The sequence below is a fragment of the Nonomuraea sp. NPDC049624 genome (genome assembly GCF_040675255.1).
Taxonomy (GTDB): Bacteria; Actinomycetota; Actinomycetes; order Streptosporangiales; family Streptosporangiaceae; genus Nonomuraea.
Window position 1 is genome coordinate 554,051 of the sequence record NZ_JBFAOR010000009.1, and the last position, 17,465, is coordinate 571,515.

The following is a 17,465-nucleotide window of genomic DNA, read 5'->3' on the forward strand; positions in this document are numbered from 1 at the left end:
GCGAGCGGGCAAGTGGGGGTGTCCCATCCGTGAGCCGAGAGGCCAGAGCATGTCAGACACGAGCCCCGCCGATTCCGCCGTACTCGCGCGGTCCCGGCAGGAGCCCGAGGTGTTCGCGGAGATCTTCCGCAGGCACGCGCCTGAGATCAAGAGATTCGTCGTCCGCCGCCTCGGGCCCGACGTCGCCGAGGACGTGGTGGCGGAGACGTTTCTCGCCGCCTTCCGCCAGCGTGGCCGCTACGACCTGGCCAGGCACAACGCCCTGCCCTGGTTGTACGGCATCGCGACCAACCTCGTCGGCCGCCACAAGCGCACCGAGGCCAGGCAGCTGAACCTGCTGGCCCGCACCGGGGTGGACCCGGTCACCGAACCCTTCACCTCGCGCAGCGACGAGCGGCTGAGCGCGCAGGCCGTGAAGCAGGGCCTGGCCGCCGCGCTCGCCGCGCTGCCCGCCGGGCACCGCGACGTGCTGCTCCTGGTGACCTGGGGCGGCCTCAGCTACCCCGAAGCCGCCGAGGCGCTCGGCATCCGCGTCGGAACGGTCCGCTCCCGCGTCAACCGGGCCCGCGCGAAGATCCGGGCGGAACTGGGCGGGACCGACCCCACAGCACTCGCCGTCGAGGAGGTTCACCATGGATGAGCTGGCCCAGCTCAACAGTTTCCGCTCCGAGGTCCCCGCGCAGCAGGACCTGCGCGCCGAGGCGGAGCGCCTGATGGCCGGCATGTCGGCCCGGCCCCGCGCCGGCCTTCGCCGCCTGGCGCTGCGCGCCGCCGTGGCAGGCGGGCTGGCGGCCGCGGTGGGGGCGGCGGTGTTCGCCGTCCAGAGCCCGCCCGCCCCGGCGCCGGCGCCGCCGCGGATCCGCACGGTCGCGGCCGTGGAGGTGTTGTCGCGGGCGGCCGAGCAGGCCGGCAGCCGTCCGGAGCTGCATCCCAGGCCCGGCCAGTTCCTCGTCTTCGAGTCGCGGAGCATGGACACCTCCGAAGGGGACGGGGGCATCTGGCTGTCGCGCTCCAAGCGCACGATCTGGCTGCCGGTCGAGGGCAGCGCGGTCAAGGGCGTCCTGCAGGAGGAGATCCTGGCGCCGCTGCCGTATCCGGGCCACCCGCTCCCACCGGCCGCGCGAGCGGAGCAGGCGCTGGTGGGCAGGCCCGGCCGTCCGTTTCGGGCGGCCGACTTCGATGACCGCGCCGAGTTCCTGCGCAACGACTACGCCTACGTCAGCAAGCTGCCGACCGACACCGAGGGCATGCGCAGGCACCTCTACACGCGCCTGCCCGACGACGGGCTGCAGGACTACCAGGCGTGGAACCGGGTGGGCGGGCTGCTCGACGAGGCCTACCTGCCCGCCGCGCAGCGGGCCGCGCTCTTCCGCGCGGCGGCCACGATCCCCGGGGTGGTGACGGTGAAGGAGGCGCGGGACGCCGCGGGGCGCACGGGCATCGCCGCGGCGATGGTCTCGCCCAACGGGGTCAGGGAGGAGTACATCTTCGACCGGAAGACCTACGACTACCTCGGCCGCCGGGGGGTGGTGGTAGACGCGAAGCTGGCCGACGCACCGGTGGGGAGCGTGGTGTCGTCGAGCGCGCAGCTGAAGGTCGGCGTCGCCGACCGCCCGCCCACGGTGGAGTAGCCCGGCGGAAGCTCTCGGCCGGAGGAACCGGCGGCCTCCGCACCTCGGACGCCGCCGGCAGGAAGTTCTCCAGGAAGAAACCCGGTTCGAGGATCGTCCAGCGGGAGACGCCGGCCGCACGAACCCGGTCCTGGATCGTGCTCTCGGCTCCCAGGCTGGCGTCAAAGGAGCCCCAGCGGCCTGCGATCCAGCCGGGAGTCTCGGTGTGCTGACCGGCGCCACTGGTGGAGGCGTGTACGAACTGCGGCACTCCCGCGGCGGCCCGCACCACCGAATCGCGATCGTGGAGAGCACCGGTGACCAGCTCGGCGCCCAGCGCCTCAGGGCCATAAGCGGTGGGGGCCGCCGTTTTCTGTGCGATGAATATGGCGGGCCCGCCATTCGGCAACCCTGGAGACGACGCCCATGCCCGACCGCCGGCGCGCAGACGCCCGGCGCGACTTTCGCACGGGCGAGCCACATCGAGAACGCCCTCCTGCGCTTGGCCGGCGACTTTCCACCTCGCGCTATCAGCGCGAATCCCAAACGATCACCGGGCTCCGGGTGACGCGCCGGATCCGAACCCCAGATGACCACCGGATTCCGGCGTTAGCGGAGTTCTCCCAGGCCAGTGAACCCCTGCCGTTGAGGTCTTCTGGACGTCGTCAACGCCGCGTTCCGTTCGATCGCCCAGCGTCACGAACGTCTACCTCCTTGAAGATCACGGGGTTTCATACGGCTGCCCCACCCCGCGCATCCGCTGGGTGGGGCACGCCTGGGGTCAGGCGGCGAGGCCGAGGGCTCGGGCCACGGCCGAGGTGGCCGAACTGGTTGCCGTGGCGGTGTAGCCGCCGCGCAGGGAGGCGTCCGGGTCTTTCAGGCCGTTGCCGCTCAGCGTGATCACGACCCGCTGGCCCGGCGCGAGGTTGCCCCGGGCGTGCTGGTCGAGGAGGCCGGCGATCCCGGCGGCCGAGGCGGGCTCGGCGAAGACGCCGTCGCGCCGCGCGACCAGCTCGTACGCCTCGAAGATCTGCGCGTCGGTCACCGCGGCGATCAGCCCGCCGGACCGGTCGCGGGCGTCGAGCGCGCCGTCCCAGGTGGCCGGGCTGCCGATGCGGATCGCGCTCGCGGCGGTCTCGGGATCGGCGACCGGCGTGCCGTGGACGAGCGGCGCGGCCCCCGCCGCCTGGAAGCCCCACATGCGCGGCGACCGGCCAGACAGCCCCTCCTGCTCGTAGGCCCGGTAGCCGCCCCAGGTGGCGGTGATGTTGCCGCCGTTGCCGACCGGCAGGCAGTGGATGTCGGGCGCGTCGCCGAGCGCGTCCACGATCTCGTAGGCGACCGTGCGCTGCCCCGCGAGCCGCAGCTCGTTGCCGACCGAGTTGACCAGCGCGATCGGGTGGTGGGCGGCGAGCTCGCGGGCGACGCGCAGGCAGTTGTCGAACGTGCCGTCGATCTCGACGATCCGCGCGCCGTAACGGACCGCCTGTCCGAGCTTGGCGAGCGCGACCCGCCCCTTCGGCACGAGCACGGCGGCCGTCAGCCCGGCGCGCGCGGCGTAGGCGGCGGCCGAGGCGCTGGTGTTGCCGGTGGAGGCGCACACGGCCAGCTCGGCCCCGGCCTCGGCGGCCCTGCTGATCGCCACGGTCATCCCGCGGTCCTTGAAAGACCCCGTGGGGTTGGCGCCCTCGACCTTCAGCCAGACCTCGCAGCCGGTCACCGCGGACAGGTGCGCCGAGCGCAGCAGCGGGGTGTTGCCCTCGTTGAGCGAGACGGCGGGCGTGTCGGGGGTGACCGGGAGCCAGCGCCGGTAGTCGCTGTCGATCAGTCCGTTCCAGGTACTCATACCGGCGACCGTAACATTCGTTTCATGCGCCGTGCCACGTGTAACATTTGTCAGCATGGATGAGGATCCCGTGACGACCCGGCTCAACGCGGTCTACCCCGAGCTGCCACCGGGCGAGCGGGCCGTCGTGCGGGTGCTGCTCGACGACCACCCCTTCGCCGCGCTCGGCTCGCTGCGCGCGCTCGCCGAGCGGGCCGGGGTCAGCCCGCCGACCGCCTCCCGGCTGTTCGACCGGCTCGGGTACGCGGGATTCGCCGGGTTCCAGGCGGCCGTGCGCGACGGCGTCCGCGACCGGTCGCGCCTACGTGAGTTCGTCGCCCGTCCGCCCGGCACCCAGCGGGCCGCCGAAGACCTGCGTGCCGGGCTCGACAGCACCCTCACCGCCGTCACCGAGCCCCTGCTCGACGCCGTCGGCGACCTGCTGGCCGGAGCCGCGTCGGTCTGGGCGCTCGGCGGGCCGCTCAGCGAGCTGGCCGCCGAATACCTGATCAGGCAGCTCGCCGGCCTGCGTCCGGGGGCGCATCGGGTGCCCGACTCGGCGTCCGCGCGTGCCCGTACGCTGCTCGACCTCGGCGGTTCTGCGGCCGTGGTCGCGTACGACTTCCGGCGCTACTCCCCCGCGACGGCCCGCTTCACCGAGGCCGCGTGCGCCCGCGGGGCGCGGCTGGCGCTGATCACCGACGCCGGGGAGTCGCCGCTCGCGGCGCGGGCGGAGGTGCTGATCAGGCTGCCGCGCGAGGCCGCCGGGCCGATCGCGCCGCTCGCGCACCAGATCGCCGTCACTGAACTGCTGCTGGTCGCCGTGGCGGCCCGCCTCGCTCCCGGCGGACGCCTGGCCGACCTCGACGCGCTCACCGAGATGTTGTGAACCGCTGGTCGAAGAAGCTGCAGTCCAGCAGTGTGCCGTCGGGCGCGCCCGCGTAGGCCGGCGCACGATGCCGAAGCGCGTCCGGCCGCCGGTGAGGTGGACGTGCTCGGCGGTGCTGCCGGTCTCGGTGTCGAGCATCAGCAGGCTCACGCCCGCCCGTCCCCGGCGACCACCGCCGCCTGCTCGCGCCCGAACAGCTCCACGAACCCCGGCCGGCCAGGATGTGGATCAGGCCCAGGACCACGCTGATCGGCATCAGCCTCACGGCACGCCCTACTCGTCGTTCCCGCAACGTGTCGCGCGAGTATCCGGTCAGGCTGCTGGATGAGGGGGGGTGATTCCTTCTCGGTTGGTTGGAGGAGATCGGTGGGTTCCATGCCGTGAGTTGAGAAACTGGGTAGTCACTTCGGTCCGATGAGGTCGGACAGGATGTTGATCGGAACTGCCAGAAGGAGCCCGGCACCGAAGAAGCCCCATTCCCGAAGACGCTGTCGGCGGGCGTCGGTCTTGGTGTGGCTGAGGATAAGGGATTGGACCAGGGCAGCGCAGGCAAGGGTGAACGATATAACCATGTCGAAGGCATTGGCGGCTACGCTTATCGCTATTCCGATGAGGAGCAGGGCTTCCTGCCCTCGGTCCTTCTTCGGAGGACGCAGCTCATCGTGTTCCGGCGGGGTTGATTCGTTCACCTGGCAATTGGACCGCGATCCACATGGGCGCGGAGGCAGCTTCATCAATGTGCGACATGGGAGCCGCTCCGTCCTGGAGTGACATTGCGTTCTCACCCATGCGGTTTCCCCGACACTCGGGAGAGGAAGTCTAGGTGGTGATGAGTCGACCCGTTCGGACGTGAAGTCACCTCGAAAGCCCGGGAGGTCCTGTGGCACGCCGGGCCTGACGGGATCGAGCATGAGCGCGAGCGGAGCAAGCCGCCGGGCTGGGCCCTGACCTACAGGCTGGGCCAGGAGTTCGCGCAGGGCGAGGCCGCGCACGTTGCCGGCGTCCGAGGCGAGACCGAGGAGGTGGAGCGCGGCCGGCCGACGGGGCAGTCGGGCACGCGGTGCCGCGTCCGGATCCAGCGGAGGCACCTGGCATGCCCGGCACACAGGACTCCAGAAGAGCGCGCCGAGGTCGCCCAGCCGGACGCTGAACGCGACACCGAACGCGCCAAGATCCAGGAGTGGTTGCCCGCGGCGGAGCCCGCCTGCTGGAGCTGGCAAGTCCCCGAGATTGACCAGGGCGCCGATCCGGTGGATGTGCTCGTTGAACGGCAGGCCGAACGATGCGCCATCTGCGGTGGTCGCAGCGCACGGCAAGTCTGGGACCATGACCACGCCACCGATCTGCTCCGCGAGCTCCTGTGCGTGAGCTGCAACGCCAAGGAGCCGTGCGGGGGGCGTGTTCAACCGGTACCGGGAGCGTCCGCCGACCGCGATCCTCGGGATCGAGATCGACACTTCGGACGCCCGTCGCTGGGTGCGCTCACGGCCGCCAGGCTCCTGGAGGACGACTCTTCCGACCTGGTCGCCGCCGCAATCGAATGGTGAAACCCGGCTGGACCCCTACCAGGCGTCCCAGACGACCTTGTTCGAGTTGCTCATGTTGTAGATCACCACGTTGCCGTCGGCCTGGATGACGAGTTCACAAACCGCGCTGCCGCTGCACGTTGACCATGTGTTGGAAGCCCATCTGACGATAGGGGGATTGTAGGCGTAGACCACGAAGTTGCCGTCGGTCTGGAACTCAGCCCGATAACCACTGGGCTTCGTCAACGTTTCGGTGGTGTTGGCCGCCCAAACCGCTCTGCCGTTGTTGTAGAGCACAAGATTACCGTCGGATTGCACGATCAGCTTCGCGGCGCCCGTCTGGCAGACCTCTTCCCCGCTCCTGAGGAGATTTCCGCCTCCCTCACTGATGTGCCAGTTATTACCGACTTTCCGCGCAGCGCGGAACTGACACTTTGGGTCATAAGCGAAGGCGGTCGATGTGGCAGCGTGCACGGCGTGTGCCGGCGGTATTGCGACCGCTAAGGCTGCGGAGAGGAGCAGGGCCGTGGTGCTGATACGCGCAATTTTGGAGCGTCGTATGGTTGGTCCCCCCGCGACTGTTGCTTCCCCTAAGGGTTTGATAGTCAGGGCTACGCTACGGCGTGCCGAGGAGATTCGTCCATGGCCAAATGTCGCAGCTTCTTGGCTGACGCGAGGGGTGACGTCGCCTGAGTTTCGTTCGACGCCTTTGGCATGTCGGGTTTCGAGCTCGTGGCGTCTCTCGTAGGGTCTCTCGCCTGGCCGGGCGCTCCGGCCGGTGCCATTACACGGAACCAGTGGACAGTTCCTCGATGCGAAGGCGAACCATGACCGCCGAGCTGCTGCCGCACCCGAACGCCGATCTCGCTCGGGCTCGGCGCTCGCGCCTCGAGACTCGTAGGCAAGTGTGTGCGGTGAGCCCCTTTGTGCTGCATGGCGGCTGACCAGCTCCGCCTTGGACGTGGCGGGGCGCCCGTCCGATCTACTGCGAGCGGGCAGTCCCCCGTCGCAGCGCTTCAGCGAGCAAGCGTAACTCCGCCTCGGTCACCCTCGACTGCCCCGTCTTGGCTTGAAACCACTCCTCCCGAGCCTGTCTGCGGTATCTGCTCCACCTCGTCGCCTGCTTCTGGTCGGTTCGGGGAAGGCGTGCACGCGAGGACATCACCGTGATGGTGTCGGTCAGCTGCATCACTCCCATCGGAAAATCATGTAGCGCGTGACAGGCACGGTCGAGATGCCCGGGTCCTGCGCGATCAGGTCGAACGCCTCGTCCCACTCCTTGTCGGAGTACTTCATGACGATCGTGAGCGGTCCCCACAGCGACCACCTGCGACTGATCGCGCTTCTGCTTCGTGGGCACCAGCTCCGAGCAGGGTGCCGGCGACGAGCTTCCACGTCTTCGGGCCGCTCCTGCCACCTGCTGTTATGGCTTCCATCCGATCAGGAACGGAGCCGTCACGGCAGGCGCAGGACGCCGGCGGCCCGGCCGGGATGCTGCGGCGGGCGCTGCTCGCCGTCGTCGAGCTGGGCGCGCACGCTTCCGTCCTTGTGCTCGCCGGGCATGCCTTCCTCGCCAGGGCCGTCGCCGACCCCGACGTGCTCGCGCTGTACCGGACGGGCGGCGCGGCGGTTCACCGCGAGATCGCCGCCCTCGTGACCGCCGCCTCCGGGTCCGGCGGCGGCGCCGACACCCAGGCCCACATCCTGCTCGGGCTCGCGCGCGGTCCGGCCGACGGCGTGCTGGTCGGGGTGCTGGACCTCGCGCGCGCGGCCGCCATCCTCGACCACCAGCTCGCCCGGATCGGGATCACTGCCCGGTAGCACCGGAACGGGCTCTCACCAGCGGTCCCAGTGCAGGACCTCCTCGCGAGGGATGCGGGGAGCGGGCCTGAACTCGGTGCCGATGGTGAAGGCCAGCGGGATGAACGCGGCCAGCATCACCTTCTCGTACGGCACCCCCAGAACCTGGGCGAGCTCCCGTTCGAGGGGCGCCTGCGCGGTCGTCCACACCGTGCCGAGGCCGCGGGCCCGCGCGGCCAGCATGAAACTCCACACCGCCGGCAGGATCGACCCCCACGCTCCCGCCTGCGCCTCCACTGTGGCGCGGTCGGTGCGCCCCTCGACGCCCGGGATGACGAACGCGGGCACCCGGTGGATGTTGGCGGCCAGGTGACGCAGCCCGTCGAAGACCCGCTCGGTGGAGCCGCGGTGGTAGTTCATGCGCCACAGGTCGCGCTCGCTCAGCGGCTGCCCGGTGGCCCGCGACAGGGAGCGCAGGAAGAGGTCGGCCACGGCCCGCCGCTGCTCGGGCTCGGTGACGACGAGGAAGTGCCAGCGCTGCCGGTTGCGTCCGGTGGGCGCCTGTACGGCCAGGTCCACGCACTGCTCGATCAGGTCGCGGGGCACCGGACGGGTGAAGTCGAGGCGCTTGCGCACGGCGCGGGTGGTGCTCAGCAACTCGTCGGGCGTGAGATCCAGTGTCACGGCAGGTTCCCTTTCAGTCGATCGGTACGGCGGCGGGACGGCGGGCGCGCAGCCCGTAGGCGGCGACGATGGCCCCCAGCAGCGAGAACCCGCCCGCCACCAGGAACGCGAGCCGGTAACCAGCCAGCGGCGGCCCGCCCAGCGGCAGGACGGCGGCCAGCACCGCCACCCCGACCCCCGCCCCGATCTGGACGGAGGACGTGACCAGCCCCGAGGCCAGCCCCTGCCGCGCGTCGGGCAGGCCGGCGACGGCGGCGATGTTGAGGCTGGGGAAGGACAGCCCGTTGCCGACGCCGTGCACGACCAGCGCGGGCAGCAGCACGGTGAGGTAGTCGCCGGTGGCCCCGGCCCGCAGGAACAGCAGGATGCCCGCCCCCTGGACGAGCATCCCGGCGGCGGCCACCCGTCCCAGCCCCCAGCGGCTGATCAGCCGGCCGGCCAGGTTGGCCGTGACGACGATGGCCAGGCCCATCGGGACGATCCCGAGCCCGGTGGCCAGCGCGGTGTAGCCCAGCACCTGCTGCAGGTACAGGACGGTGACGAACTGCCAGCCGATGGTCGCGCACGCCCAGGTCAGCGCGGCGAGGTTGGCGGCGCCCACCGTCCCGGACCTGAACACCTCCAGCGGGACGAGCGGGCTGGGCCGCCCGCGTTCGATGAGCACGAAACCGCCGAGCAGCGCCACGGCCACCACGCCGGCCGGCCAGTTCCGCTCGGTCAGCGCGAACACCAGCAGCAGCACGCCCCCGGTGACCGCGACCGCCCCGGCGGCGTCGAACCCGCTGCGCGTCCGCTGCGGCCGGACGTCGCGCGGCAGTGCCAGCGGCGCCGCGGCCAGCACCAGCGCCGCGACCGGCACGGGCAGGAAGAACACCAGCCGCCAGCTGATCTCCGCCAGCAGGCCGGAGGCGATCAGCCCGGCGGTGTAGCCGGTGGCCCCGGCCAGCGAATAGACACCGAGCGCCCGGTTGCGCGGCGCGCCCTCGGCGAAGGTGGTGGTGATGAGCGACAGCGCGGCGGGCGCGGTGAGCGCCGCCGCCACCCCCTTGACCACCCGGGTGAGGACCAGCGGCCAACCCTCCGACAGCAGGCCGCCGGCCAGGCTCGCGGCGGCGAAGATCGCGAGCGAGGTCAGGAACACCCGGCGCCGTCCGAACAGGTCGGCTATCCGGCCGCCGAGCAGCAGGAACCCGCCGTAGGCGACCGCGTAGCCGGACATCAGCCACTGCAGGAGGCTCTCGGGCAGCGACAGGTCGCGGCCGATGGCGGGCAGGGCCACGCCCATCAGGGACAGGTCCATCGAGTCCAGGAACACCGCCGCGCACAACACCCCCAGGGCCGTCCGTTCGACTCGCTCAGTCCGTGCCACGTCCACTCTCCATCTGAGTACAAACAATTTGCTGACAGACGATTGGGACCGTACGGCTACAAATCATCTACTGTCAAACGATTGGAGGCGAGACGGTTTGCGTTAGACTCGGCGTCGGAGCGAAGAGGGAGATCTATGGCGACCACCAGGACAGGCGACCGCGCACGCCAGGCGTACTTCCCGCGGCTGGCCGCCGAGCGGCTGGACATCGCGTTGTGCCGGGCCTCGGCCGCCGTGGCGCGCGCCGCCGACGCCCACGCCGCCGCGCAGGGGCTCGGCGTCGGCCAGCAGCTCGTGCTCCAGATGCTCGACGCCGTCGGCCCCTGCTCGCAGCAGACGCTCAGCGAGGAGCTGCGCATCGACCGCAGCGTCATGGTCAGCGTCTGCGACGACCTGGAGCGGGCGGGCCACGTACGCCGCGAACGCAACCCCCGCGACCGCCGCTCCTACGCCGTCACCATCACCGACCAGGGGCGGCGGCGGCTGGCCGAGGCGCAGGCCGCGATCCCGGCCTTCCTCGACGACACCTTCCAGTCCCTCACGCCGCAGGAGCGCGACCAGCTCACCGCCCTCCTCGGCAAACTCCTCAACACCGGTTCCTGAGGCGCCGGTTCCTGAGGCGCCGGCTCCTGAGGCGCCGGCTCCTGAGGCGCCGGTTCTTGAGGCGCCGGGCGGCCGTGGCTGTCGTCCTCCTTGTGGCCGGAGGGACCGGCCTCGGGGAGGAGCCGGGGCCGCCGCCGGCGTCCGACAATCGCAGTGCGGCCCCGGAGATCATCGGGGCATCCGGTGGCCGTCACGGAAGCATCTCGCGTACGTCGCGACCTCACCGCAGGAGCCCATGTGACCCGTCTTCGTCCCGTCATCACCGTCGCGCTGCTGGCCGCGGCCACAGTGGGGGCGCTGTCCCTGCCGGCCCAGGCCACCGAAGGCAAGTCATGCAACACCGGACCGAACGGACCCGCCTGCCACTCGCCCGGCTGGGGAACCAAGTAACAGGAAGGATCGCCATGCGTCACGCACGCCGCCTCGTCATCGCCACGCTCCTGGCCGCCGCCTGGGTGGTCCCCGCCGCCGTCGCCGCCCAGGCCGACAGCCGGACCGACTGCTACCAGATCTACAACCACAACTACCAGGCCCTCGTCGCCCGGGGCTGGAGCCCTGAGAAGGCCGCCAACGAGGCGCTCCTCTACTACGACGAGTGCATGCGGCTCAAGGAGAACCCCGCTTCGAGCACCCCGACCGACTAATGGGACCTACCGGGTCGGCCTCGCTGGCAGACTCGGTGCCTGGTAGCCGCTGGTGAGTGAGCACTCTCGTCGACCGGACTTCGAGTCCTGGGGTCAGATCGTGCCCTCACCGGTGGCCAGGAGTCTTTGATCGCTGATGGGATGTCGTGCCCGCCGATCGTCTGGCGTGAGCACTGGTCCATTAGTCCGCCGACCGGCTCCTGCGGGCTTCCGTGTCCTGTTGTCGATGGTGGAGGTCGTGGTGTTGTTCGTTGGAGATGACTGGGCCGAGGACCACCACGACGTCGAGGTCCAGGACGAGACCGGCAAGGTGCTGAAGCGGTTGCGGCTGCCCGAGGGCATGGCTGGGATCACCCGGTTCCACGACCTCGTCGGCCGGTTCGTCGCCGAGGACGCCGACCCGTCCCAGGTGCACCCGTGCTCATCAGGCGCTGCTGTGGGAACGGACCCGCCACATGCTGCGCCTGCGGGTGGCGCTGCGGGATTACTTCCCTGCCGCGCTGGAGGCCTACAGGCCCCTCGGCCTCACCTCGGACGCGGTCTTGAAACTGCTGGCCAAGGCCCCTTCCCCCGAGGCTGCGGTGAAGCTGACGCTCAGTCAGATCTCGGGAACGCTGAAGGGCCGCCGCGACATCCCCGCCAAGGCACAGGCGATCCAGGACGTCCTACGCAGCGAGCACCTGGGCCAGGCGCCGCTCGTCACGACCGCCTACGCCTCTACCGTGAAGTCGCTGGTCGCGATCATCGCTGTCCTCAACCAGGAGATCAAGACCCTCGAAGGGCAGGTCGAGGCCCATTTTGGCCGGCACCCGGACGCTGAGGTCATCCTCAGCCAGCCCGGCATCGGCGTCGTTCCCGGCGCCCGGGTGCTCGCCGAGTTCGGAGATGCCAAGGACCGCTACGCCTCCGCCAAGGCACGCAAGAACTATGCCGGAACCTCACCCATCACCCGGCAATCGGGCAAGACACGAGTGGTCCAGGCACGGTTCGTCCACAACGACCGGCTCGTGGACGCCCTCCACCTCCAGGCGTCCTGCGCCCTCTTGCACGACTCTGCCGTCCGCGCCTGCTACGACCAGATCAAAGCCCGCGAGATCAGCCACAATGCCGCCCTCCGCCAGGTCGCCGACCGCTTGGTGGGCATCCTCCACGGCTGCCTCAAAACCCACAGCCCCTACGACCAGCCAACCGCCTGGTCGCACCGATCAAACGACCTCGCTGCTTGACAACAAACGTCCAGGGATGTCTGACCCCTCCGCGAACCGTCATCGTCTTGCGGCTGCTTCCGCTCGCGGATGGGCGTGCGCGGAAGCAGCCCGTCAGATGCCGCCCGTCAGATGCCGCCCGTCAGATGCCGATCGTGAGGGTTCCGGGCGCGGTGAGCCGCGTGACGCCACCGCCGGCGCAGGCGAGCGGGTCGGGCTGGAGCCCGAGGCCCTGGGAGACGGCGGGCAGGCCCTGGTACCTGCCGTCCTGGATCGAGCCGGTGGCGATGACCTGGATGTAGCCGGCGACCCGGTTCACGACCCGGTGGTAGGCGAACGCGCTGTGCTCTCCGGAGCTCCATCGGAAGGTCCGGGTCCCGTCGCCCGAGGAGAGCAGGCTGGTGCAGGTGGCGCCCACCGCCGTCCCGGACTCGTCGTACCAGCCGGTGGGGGCGGAACCGTCCGTGCAGGCGGTGAGCCGGCCGTGGACGGCGAACGACACCGTCTGGGGCGTGTTCGTCAGCGGCGGCTGGTAGACGATGTCCTCCTGGAGGGTGCAGACCTGGAGGGACGCCGCGCGCGCGACGGACGCGGGCAGCAGGATCAACCCCGCCGTGACCAGCACGGTCATGGCGAGGAGCATGGCGGGCGCGGATCGTCCCGAGCCTCGGGCGGTACGTCGCGGCGACATGGGCGGGCCCCTTCCGTGAAGGCGGACGGCAGGCGGTTCCTTGCTCGAAAACCCACTGTGGGCGGGCGCTTACGTATGGTGAACCGATCCGCGTCGCCCGCCCAGCGTCCGCATGAGCAGCATTTGCCATCGGCGGGTGCTCAAGGTGTCGCCGTCCGGCAAGGATTGCCGCCGCGGCCTTGCGGGAACCGTGCGGAGTTCCGCGGCCGTCGCTGCACCCCGTCCGCCGTCGTCCCGCCCAAAGGGAAGCGGACCGAGGCCCCGAAGCCGACATGAAGCACTCCCGGCCGGAGAGAACGACCTTGACCGCGGGACCCCGCTCTGCTCAGCCTGTCCGGGCCGACGGCGAACGGGACGGCGCCCGGCCCCGGACACCACGTGCGCGGCCCCCGCCGGACGCGCTGTCCGTGGCCCGACAACGAAACGGAAGGGTCGGCGGCATGGATGTGCGGCGATCTGTTTGGTACCAGCTCGGGTCCGCCTGCACCTTCATCTTCTGCGGATGGACCGGAGCCGGCGTGGTGTTCGGGCTCTCCGGATTTCGCGGCCCAATGCCGGACGCCTGGCTGAAAGGGAGGTGGGTGTTCCTCTCGCTGAGCATCCTTCTGAAGCTCGTCGCCGGAGTCGTACATCTGCTGTGGAAACGAGCCACCCAGGTTGTGAAGGACGACCTCGCCGCCGGATGACAGCCTGCAGGTGTCGAGATGGCCTTCGCGTTGCCGCCGGCCCGTGTGGAGGCGGTGTCGCCGGCGTCCAGATCCAAATGATCATTTCAGGCCGCGTTCCCGATGCGTTCAGTCCGACGCTGTTCCCGGCTCCTAGCCTGCGCGAGCACGTCGGAAACTCTGATCAGGAGCGTCATGCGCGTTCTACCCCGGCTTCGCGCCGGTGCCGTCATGCTCGCGGCGGCCACCGCCGTCCTCGGCACGACGGTCATTTCACCCCCACCCGCGGCCGCGGCCAAGTCACCCGAGCAGATCGCCAAGGACTGCCTCAACTTCAGCTACCGGCAGGCGGGCGACCTCGTCTACGAGGTGCCCGAATGCAAGCTCACCTACAAGAGCTCCCAGCAGGTGCTGGGCGACGCGGAGATCCCGGACGCGATCGGTGACTCCAGCAAGCCCCGCCCGGTCGCCCGCTCCTGCGGCGCCGCGGGCGGAAGCGTTGGCGTGGCGGGGATGAAGAGCTCGTCGACCTCGTTCTCCTTCGGGCTCGACATCGGCGGGAAGAAGAAGTTCGGAGACTGGGAGGGCTCCGTCGGGCCGAAGCTCGGCTGGTCGTGGAGCTGGAGCAGCAGCGACACCTACACCAACACCGCGACCGTGCCCGGCTGGGGCGTCGCCTGGGTGACGGTGCGCAAGCCGCTCATCAAGGCCGTGGTCGACATCGCCGCCGACTACGACGACGGCAATGGCGTGCAGTACGGCAAGAACCTCACCGTGTACGTGCCCGACAAGAGCCGGTCGTACGACTGGGCGCTGAACTCGCGGCCGATGAGCGACTGGGAGATCTCGAAGTTCTGCGGCAGCGGCGGTTCCGGCGACGGCGACTACACCGAGTCGACCTCGTACGAGTCGTCCTACGGCGACTTCCGCCTGTGGCTGCCGAGCCAGTACCGGCTGTTCAACGCGCACAGCGGCAAGTGCATGGTGATCAAGGACGACAGCAAGACCGCGGGGGCGAGGATCGTGCAGCGAGACTGCCCGACCGGCACCTCCTCGGCGTTGCGCTGGACCCGTGCCAAGCAGGCCGACGGCTCGTTCCTGCAGAAGAACGACGCCTCCGGAAAGTGCGCGGACGTCACCGGCGACGAGCTCGCCGACTGGCTCAGCCTCGACCAGCAGAACTGCACGTCCTCCGCGCCTCAGCAGAACTGGGCGGTCATGCGGGTGAGGGTGAAGATCCCGCCGCACTACGACGCGCAGCCGGCGTTCTACCTGTACAACCGCAAGAGCGGCAAGTGCATGGCGCTCGACCAGAACAACCTGCTGAGCAACGACGCCCCGCTTCAGCAGTACAACTGCGGCGATCTGCCCAAGCCGAAGCCGACCGGCGGCTACGACCTGTGGACGGTGAACTCCGCGGCCTACAAGAACGTGCTGAGCGGCATGTGCCTCGACCGCGGCGCCACGATCGACGGCGGCGGCCTGGTCGTCCAGCGCTCGTGCAACGGCAAGTCGTCGCAGAAGTGGACCGCTGTGCCGCGCAACGGCGGCTGGTTCAACATCAGGAACGACAACGGCTACTGCCTGACCGCCCCGTACAACAACGGCACTCCGCCGGGGGAGAACACGCAGCTCATGTGGTGGGGCTGCGAGACCCGCTGGGATTCGGGCAACCAGTATTGGTCGGTCAACCCGATGCCGGGCGGACGCTACACCTTCTCCAACCAATGGACGAAGCTTTGCCTGGCACCGCATTCCAGCGATGTGAGCAAGGACGGCGGCCGGGTGGCCCTGCGCCGCTGCGTCTCCTGACCGGATGACCGGCTGGTGCGCCCGCCCGCGCCGCTGCGCCGCTCGTCCGGCACCCGAAGGGGCCGCAGCACGCGACCGCGCACCAGCCGAACCCGGTGTCCCGTCACTGTCGGGGACCGGCCCGGAACGCGGCGTCCGGTGTGCCGAGCAGTGCCGCCACTCGGCTGGTGATCTCCCGGTCGATGCACTCGCGAATCAGCGTTTCGGACTGATCGCTGGTTCGGGTCGGCTGGAGGAGCATCGCGAGCGGGGTGCGGCCCGATGCGTCGATGGTCTCCACGAGGGTGCCGACGATGCGCTCGCCGAAACCATCGAGGCCGTCGGCGAAGATCGTTTCGATGGCCGGCGGGAGCTGGGGGGACATCTCGACAGCGGCGGCGAACAGGCCCTGTTTGCTGCCAAGCTCGGCTCCGCCGAGGAGGTTTCGCCTCCACGCGGGCATCTCATCACCCCTGCAGGGGTCGCAACGAGCAGACCGACGCTCCTGAGGAGCGCGTATGCACCGGACAACCGTCTGGCTCCGCCACAACATGGACGCCGTGTTCCCCGCTGACATGCGTGCACCTGGCGCATGTAGGCGGCGAATCGGGTGCGGTGCTCATCGAGATGCTCGTGCCACTACTGGCGGATCGCGTGGCGGGTGCCGTTCCGCGCCTTCTCATCCTGGCGGGGGCGGCGGTGAGGCCGAGGAACTGGTGGGTCGCCACGGCAACCTGCGTCAGGCGCTCCTGGAGGTGGGCACCCCATTCCAACTGCTCGGCGTCGCTCTGGACGACCTGGTCTCCTGCGACCGCCCCCTGCGCGGACTCCCCGACGGTTGCGGCCCGCCTGGCCTGAGGACATGCCCTTCCGCGATCCGGTTCTCGACGCCGGCGTCAGCCGGTGGTCAGTCCTGTGATGATCAGGTTCAGGCCGTGGGCGAAGTGGGCGGCGAAATCGGTGCTGGTCAGTGTGGCTTCGGCGGCGGCCAGGTTGGGGTAGGCGTCGGGGTCGAGGGCCGCGTGCAGCAGGGTCAGTGAGGCGGGCAGCTCGGAGCCGGCGAGAGACTGGGCGGCCTGTTCCTCCAGGGTGTGGCCGACGGTGAAGTGGATGATCGTGAGTGCCGTACGGGTGGCGGCCTCGGGGGTCGGGCATGTCTCGCGCAGCATGCCCACGAGGGTCTCGGCGTAGTTCAGCGTGTTGGGGCCGACGGAGTGGGTGCCGGCGTAGACGCGTGCGCCGTCGCGGTGGCGCAGCAGCGCGGTGCGCAGCCGTCCGGCCAGTTCGGTGAGCTGATCACGCCAGGCGAGCCCGTCGGGCAGCGGGTCGGCGCAGCCCGCGAGCATCTCCTCCGCCATGGCGGCGAGCAGCGTCTGCTTGGTGGCGAAGTGCCGGTAGAGCGTGCCCGCCTGGACGTCGAGGGCCGCGGCCAGACGGCGCATGGTCAGCGCGTCGAGCCCGTCCTCGTCGACCAGGCGCAGGGCGGTGGCGACCGCCTCGGGCACGCCCATCTTGCGGGGGCGGCCCCGGGAGCGCTGGGCGGACGAGGAGGTTGACGTGGGTCCCATGCCCAGTGATACTAATGACCTCAATTTTATGAACGATGTTCATTTAATAGGAGGGACGCAAGCGTGCACATCGACGTGATCGTGGTAGGAGCCGGGCCCACCGGACTGCTGCTGGCCGCGGAGCTGGCCCTGGCGGGCGTGGCGGTCCGCGTGCTCGAACGGAACGACGCGCCCACCAGCCAGTCGCGGGCGCTCACGCTGCACCCGCGCAGCATCGAGGTGATGGACCTGCGCGGCATCGCCGGCCGTTTCCTCGCCCGCGGTCACACCCTGCCCGGGTGGCACTTCGCGGGCCTGAACACGCGCCTCGACTTCACCGCCCTCGACACCCGGCACGGCTACACCCTGTTCCTGGAGCAGGCCCGGACCGAGGAACTGCTCGACGCCCACGCCCGCGAGCTGGGCGCCGAGATCGTCCGCGGCTGTCAGGTCACCGCCGTGCGGCAGGAGCCGGACGGCGTCGTCGTCCAGACAGCCCGGGGAGAGACGCTGCGCGCCTTCTACGTCGTGGGCTGCGACGGCGGACGCGGCATCGTCCGGCAGGCGGCCGGCATCCCCTTCGACGGAACCGACGAGACGCTGTCCGGCATGCTCG

At 70.3% G+C, this 17,465-nt stretch carries 19 protein-coding genes and 1 pseudogene; 12 read left to right on the plus strand and 8 right to left on the minus strand.

Annotated elements, in window-relative coordinates; all coding sequences use genetic code 11:
* The first annotated feature begins 49 nt into the window (after positions 1-49).
* Positions 50-640: an RNA polymerase sigma factor gene (locus tag AB0J76_RS36445; RefSeq protein WP_352324533.1), complete on the plus strand. Its 591-nt coding sequence runs from the start codon at positions 50-52 to the stop codon at positions 638-640.
* A complete protein-coding gene (locus AB0J76_RS36450; RefSeq protein ID WP_352324534.1) occupies positions 633-1,631 on the plus strand; it encodes a CU044_5270 family protein in 999 nt (332 codons plus the stop codon). The genes AB0J76_RS36445 and AB0J76_RS36450 overlap by 8 nt, the downstream gene beginning before the upstream one ends.
* Positions 1,632-2,391: 760 nt before the next feature.
* On the opposite strand, the gene thrC is transcribed toward AB0J76_RS36450, so the two are convergent.
* Positions 2,392-3,456 carry a threonine synthase gene (gene thrC / locus AB0J76_RS36455; RefSeq protein WP_352324535.1) on the minus strand — a complete coding sequence of 355 codons (1,065 nt, stop codon included), beginning with the start codon at positions 3,454-3,456 and terminating at the stop codon, positions 2,392-2,394.
* Between the two features lie 55 nt (positions 3,457-3,511).
* Between thrC and AB0J76_RS36460 the strand changes: the two genes are divergently transcribed.
* Positions 3,512-4,324, plus strand: coding sequence for a MurR/RpiR family transcriptional regulator (locus AB0J76_RS36460; protein WP_352324536.1), 813 nt, complete (start codon positions 3,512-3,514; stop codon positions 4,322-4,324).
* A 401-nt stretch (positions 4,325-4,725) separates the two neighbouring features.
* Here AB0J76_RS36460 and AB0J76_RS36465 read toward each other — a convergent pair whose 3' ends face one another.
* Positions 4,726-5,013 carry a hypothetical protein gene (locus AB0J76_RS36465; RefSeq protein ID WP_352324537.1) on the minus strand — a complete coding sequence of 96 codons (288 nt, stop codon included), beginning with the start codon at positions 5,011-5,013 and terminating at the stop codon, positions 4,726-4,728.
* A 567-nt stretch (positions 5,014-5,580) separates the two neighbouring features.
* Between AB0J76_RS36465 and AB0J76_RS36470 the strand changes: the two genes are divergently transcribed.
* Complete coding sequence (locus AB0J76_RS36470; protein WP_352324551.1) at positions 5,581-5,871, plus strand: endonuclease domain-containing protein; 291 nt, start codon at positions 5,581-5,583, stop codon at positions 5,869-5,871.
* Positions 5,872-5,886: 15 nt separating this feature from the next.
* On the opposite strand, the gene AB0J76_RS36475 is transcribed toward AB0J76_RS36470, so the two are convergent.
* A complete protein-coding gene (locus tag AB0J76_RS36475; RefSeq protein WP_352324538.1) occupies positions 5,887-6,147 on the minus strand; it encodes a hypothetical protein in 261 nt (86 codons plus the stop codon).
* A gap of 1,128 nt (positions 6,148-7,275) precedes the next feature.
* Here AB0J76_RS36475 and AB0J76_RS36480 point away from each other — a divergent pair.
* The gene (locus AB0J76_RS36480) at positions 7,276-7,671 is read left to right on the plus strand and encodes a hypothetical protein (RefSeq protein WP_352324539.1); all 396 of its coding nucleotides are present in this window, start codon (positions 7,276-7,278) and stop codon (positions 7,669-7,671) included.
* A gap of 15 nt (positions 7,672-7,686) precedes the next feature.
* On the opposite strand, the gene AB0J76_RS36485 is transcribed toward AB0J76_RS36480, so the two are convergent.
* Together AB0J76_RS36485 and AB0J76_RS36490 are read right to left on the minus strand one after the other, a co-directional pair.
* Positions 7,687-8,334: a nitroreductase family protein gene (locus tag AB0J76_RS36485; RefSeq protein ID WP_352324540.1), complete on the minus strand. Its 648-nt coding sequence runs from the start codon at positions 8,332-8,334 to the stop codon at positions 7,687-7,689.
* 13 nt (positions 8,335-8,347) lie between these two features.
* On the minus strand, positions 8,348-9,703 hold the full coding sequence (locus AB0J76_RS36490; RefSeq protein ID WP_352324541.1) for an MFS transporter: 1,356 nt from the start codon (positions 9,701-9,703) through the stop codon (positions 8,348-8,350).
* Positions 9,704-9,838: 135 nt separating this feature from the next.
* Here AB0J76_RS36490 and AB0J76_RS36495 point away from each other — a divergent pair, with 135 nt between their 5' ends.
* From AB0J76_RS36495 to AB0J76_RS36510, 4 genes and pseudogenes are all read left to right on the plus strand, one after another.
* Positions 9,839-10,306, plus strand: coding sequence for a MarR family winged helix-turn-helix transcriptional regulator (locus AB0J76_RS36495; RefSeq protein WP_352324542.1), 468 nt, complete (start codon positions 9,839-9,841; stop codon positions 10,304-10,306).
* A 237-nt stretch (positions 10,307-10,543) separates the two neighbouring features.
* Entirely contained in the window at positions 10,544-10,696 is a 153-nt protein-coding gene (locus AB0J76_RS36500) for a hypothetical protein (protein ID WP_352324543.1), read from the plus strand.
* A 14-nt stretch (positions 10,697-10,710) separates the two neighbouring features.
* Complete coding sequence (locus AB0J76_RS36505; protein WP_352324544.1) at positions 10,711-10,950, plus strand: hypothetical protein; 240 nt, start codon at positions 10,711-10,713, stop codon at positions 10,948-10,950.
* 241 nt (positions 10,951-11,191) lie between these two features.
* A pseudogene (locus AB0J76_RS36510) lies at positions 11,192-12,176 on the plus strand (transposase).
* Positions 12,177-12,297: 121 nt separating this feature from the next.
* On the opposite strand, the gene AB0J76_RS36515 reads toward AB0J76_RS36510, so the two are convergent.
* Positions 12,298-12,786 (minus strand): hypothetical protein, encoded by a 489-nt coding sequence (locus AB0J76_RS36515; protein ID WP_352324545.1) that lies wholly within the window; start codon positions 12,784-12,786, stop codon positions 12,298-12,300.
* A 500-nt stretch (positions 12,787-13,286) separates the two neighbouring features.
* Between AB0J76_RS36515 and AB0J76_RS36520 the strand changes: the two genes are divergently transcribed.
* Together AB0J76_RS36520 and AB0J76_RS36525 are read left to right on the plus strand one after the other, a co-directional pair.
* The gene (locus tag AB0J76_RS36520) at positions 13,287-13,532 is read left to right on the plus strand and encodes a hypothetical protein (RefSeq protein ID WP_352324546.1); all 246 of its coding nucleotides are present in this window, start codon (positions 13,287-13,289) and stop codon (positions 13,530-13,532) included.
* A 174-nt stretch (positions 13,533-13,706) separates the two neighbouring features.
* Positions 13,707-15,323 carry an RICIN domain-containing protein gene (locus AB0J76_RS36525; protein WP_352324547.1) on the plus strand — a complete coding sequence of 539 codons (1,617 nt, stop codon included), beginning with the start codon at positions 13,707-13,709 and terminating at the stop codon, positions 15,321-15,323.
* 103 nt (positions 15,324-15,426) lie between these two features.
* On the opposite strand, the gene AB0J76_RS36530 is transcribed toward AB0J76_RS36525, so the two are convergent.
* Together AB0J76_RS36530 and AB0J76_RS36535 are read right to left on the minus strand one after the other, a co-directional pair.
* On the minus strand, positions 15,427-15,765 hold the full coding sequence (locus tag AB0J76_RS36530; protein ID WP_352324548.1) for a hypothetical protein: 339 nt from the start codon (positions 15,763-15,765) through the stop codon (positions 15,427-15,429).
* A gap of 433 nt (positions 15,766-16,198) precedes the next feature.
* Positions 16,199-16,870: a TetR/AcrR family transcriptional regulator gene (locus AB0J76_RS36535; protein WP_352324549.1), complete on the minus strand. Its 672-nt coding sequence runs from the start codon at positions 16,868-16,870 to the stop codon at positions 16,199-16,201.
* A gap of 63 nt (positions 16,871-16,933) precedes the next feature.
* Here AB0J76_RS36535 and AB0J76_RS36540 point away from each other — a divergent pair.
* Positions 16,934-17,465, plus strand: a 532-nt coding sequence (locus AB0J76_RS36540) for an FAD-dependent oxidoreductase (RefSeq protein ID WP_364392227.1), incomplete at its 3' end; no start/stop codon positions are given.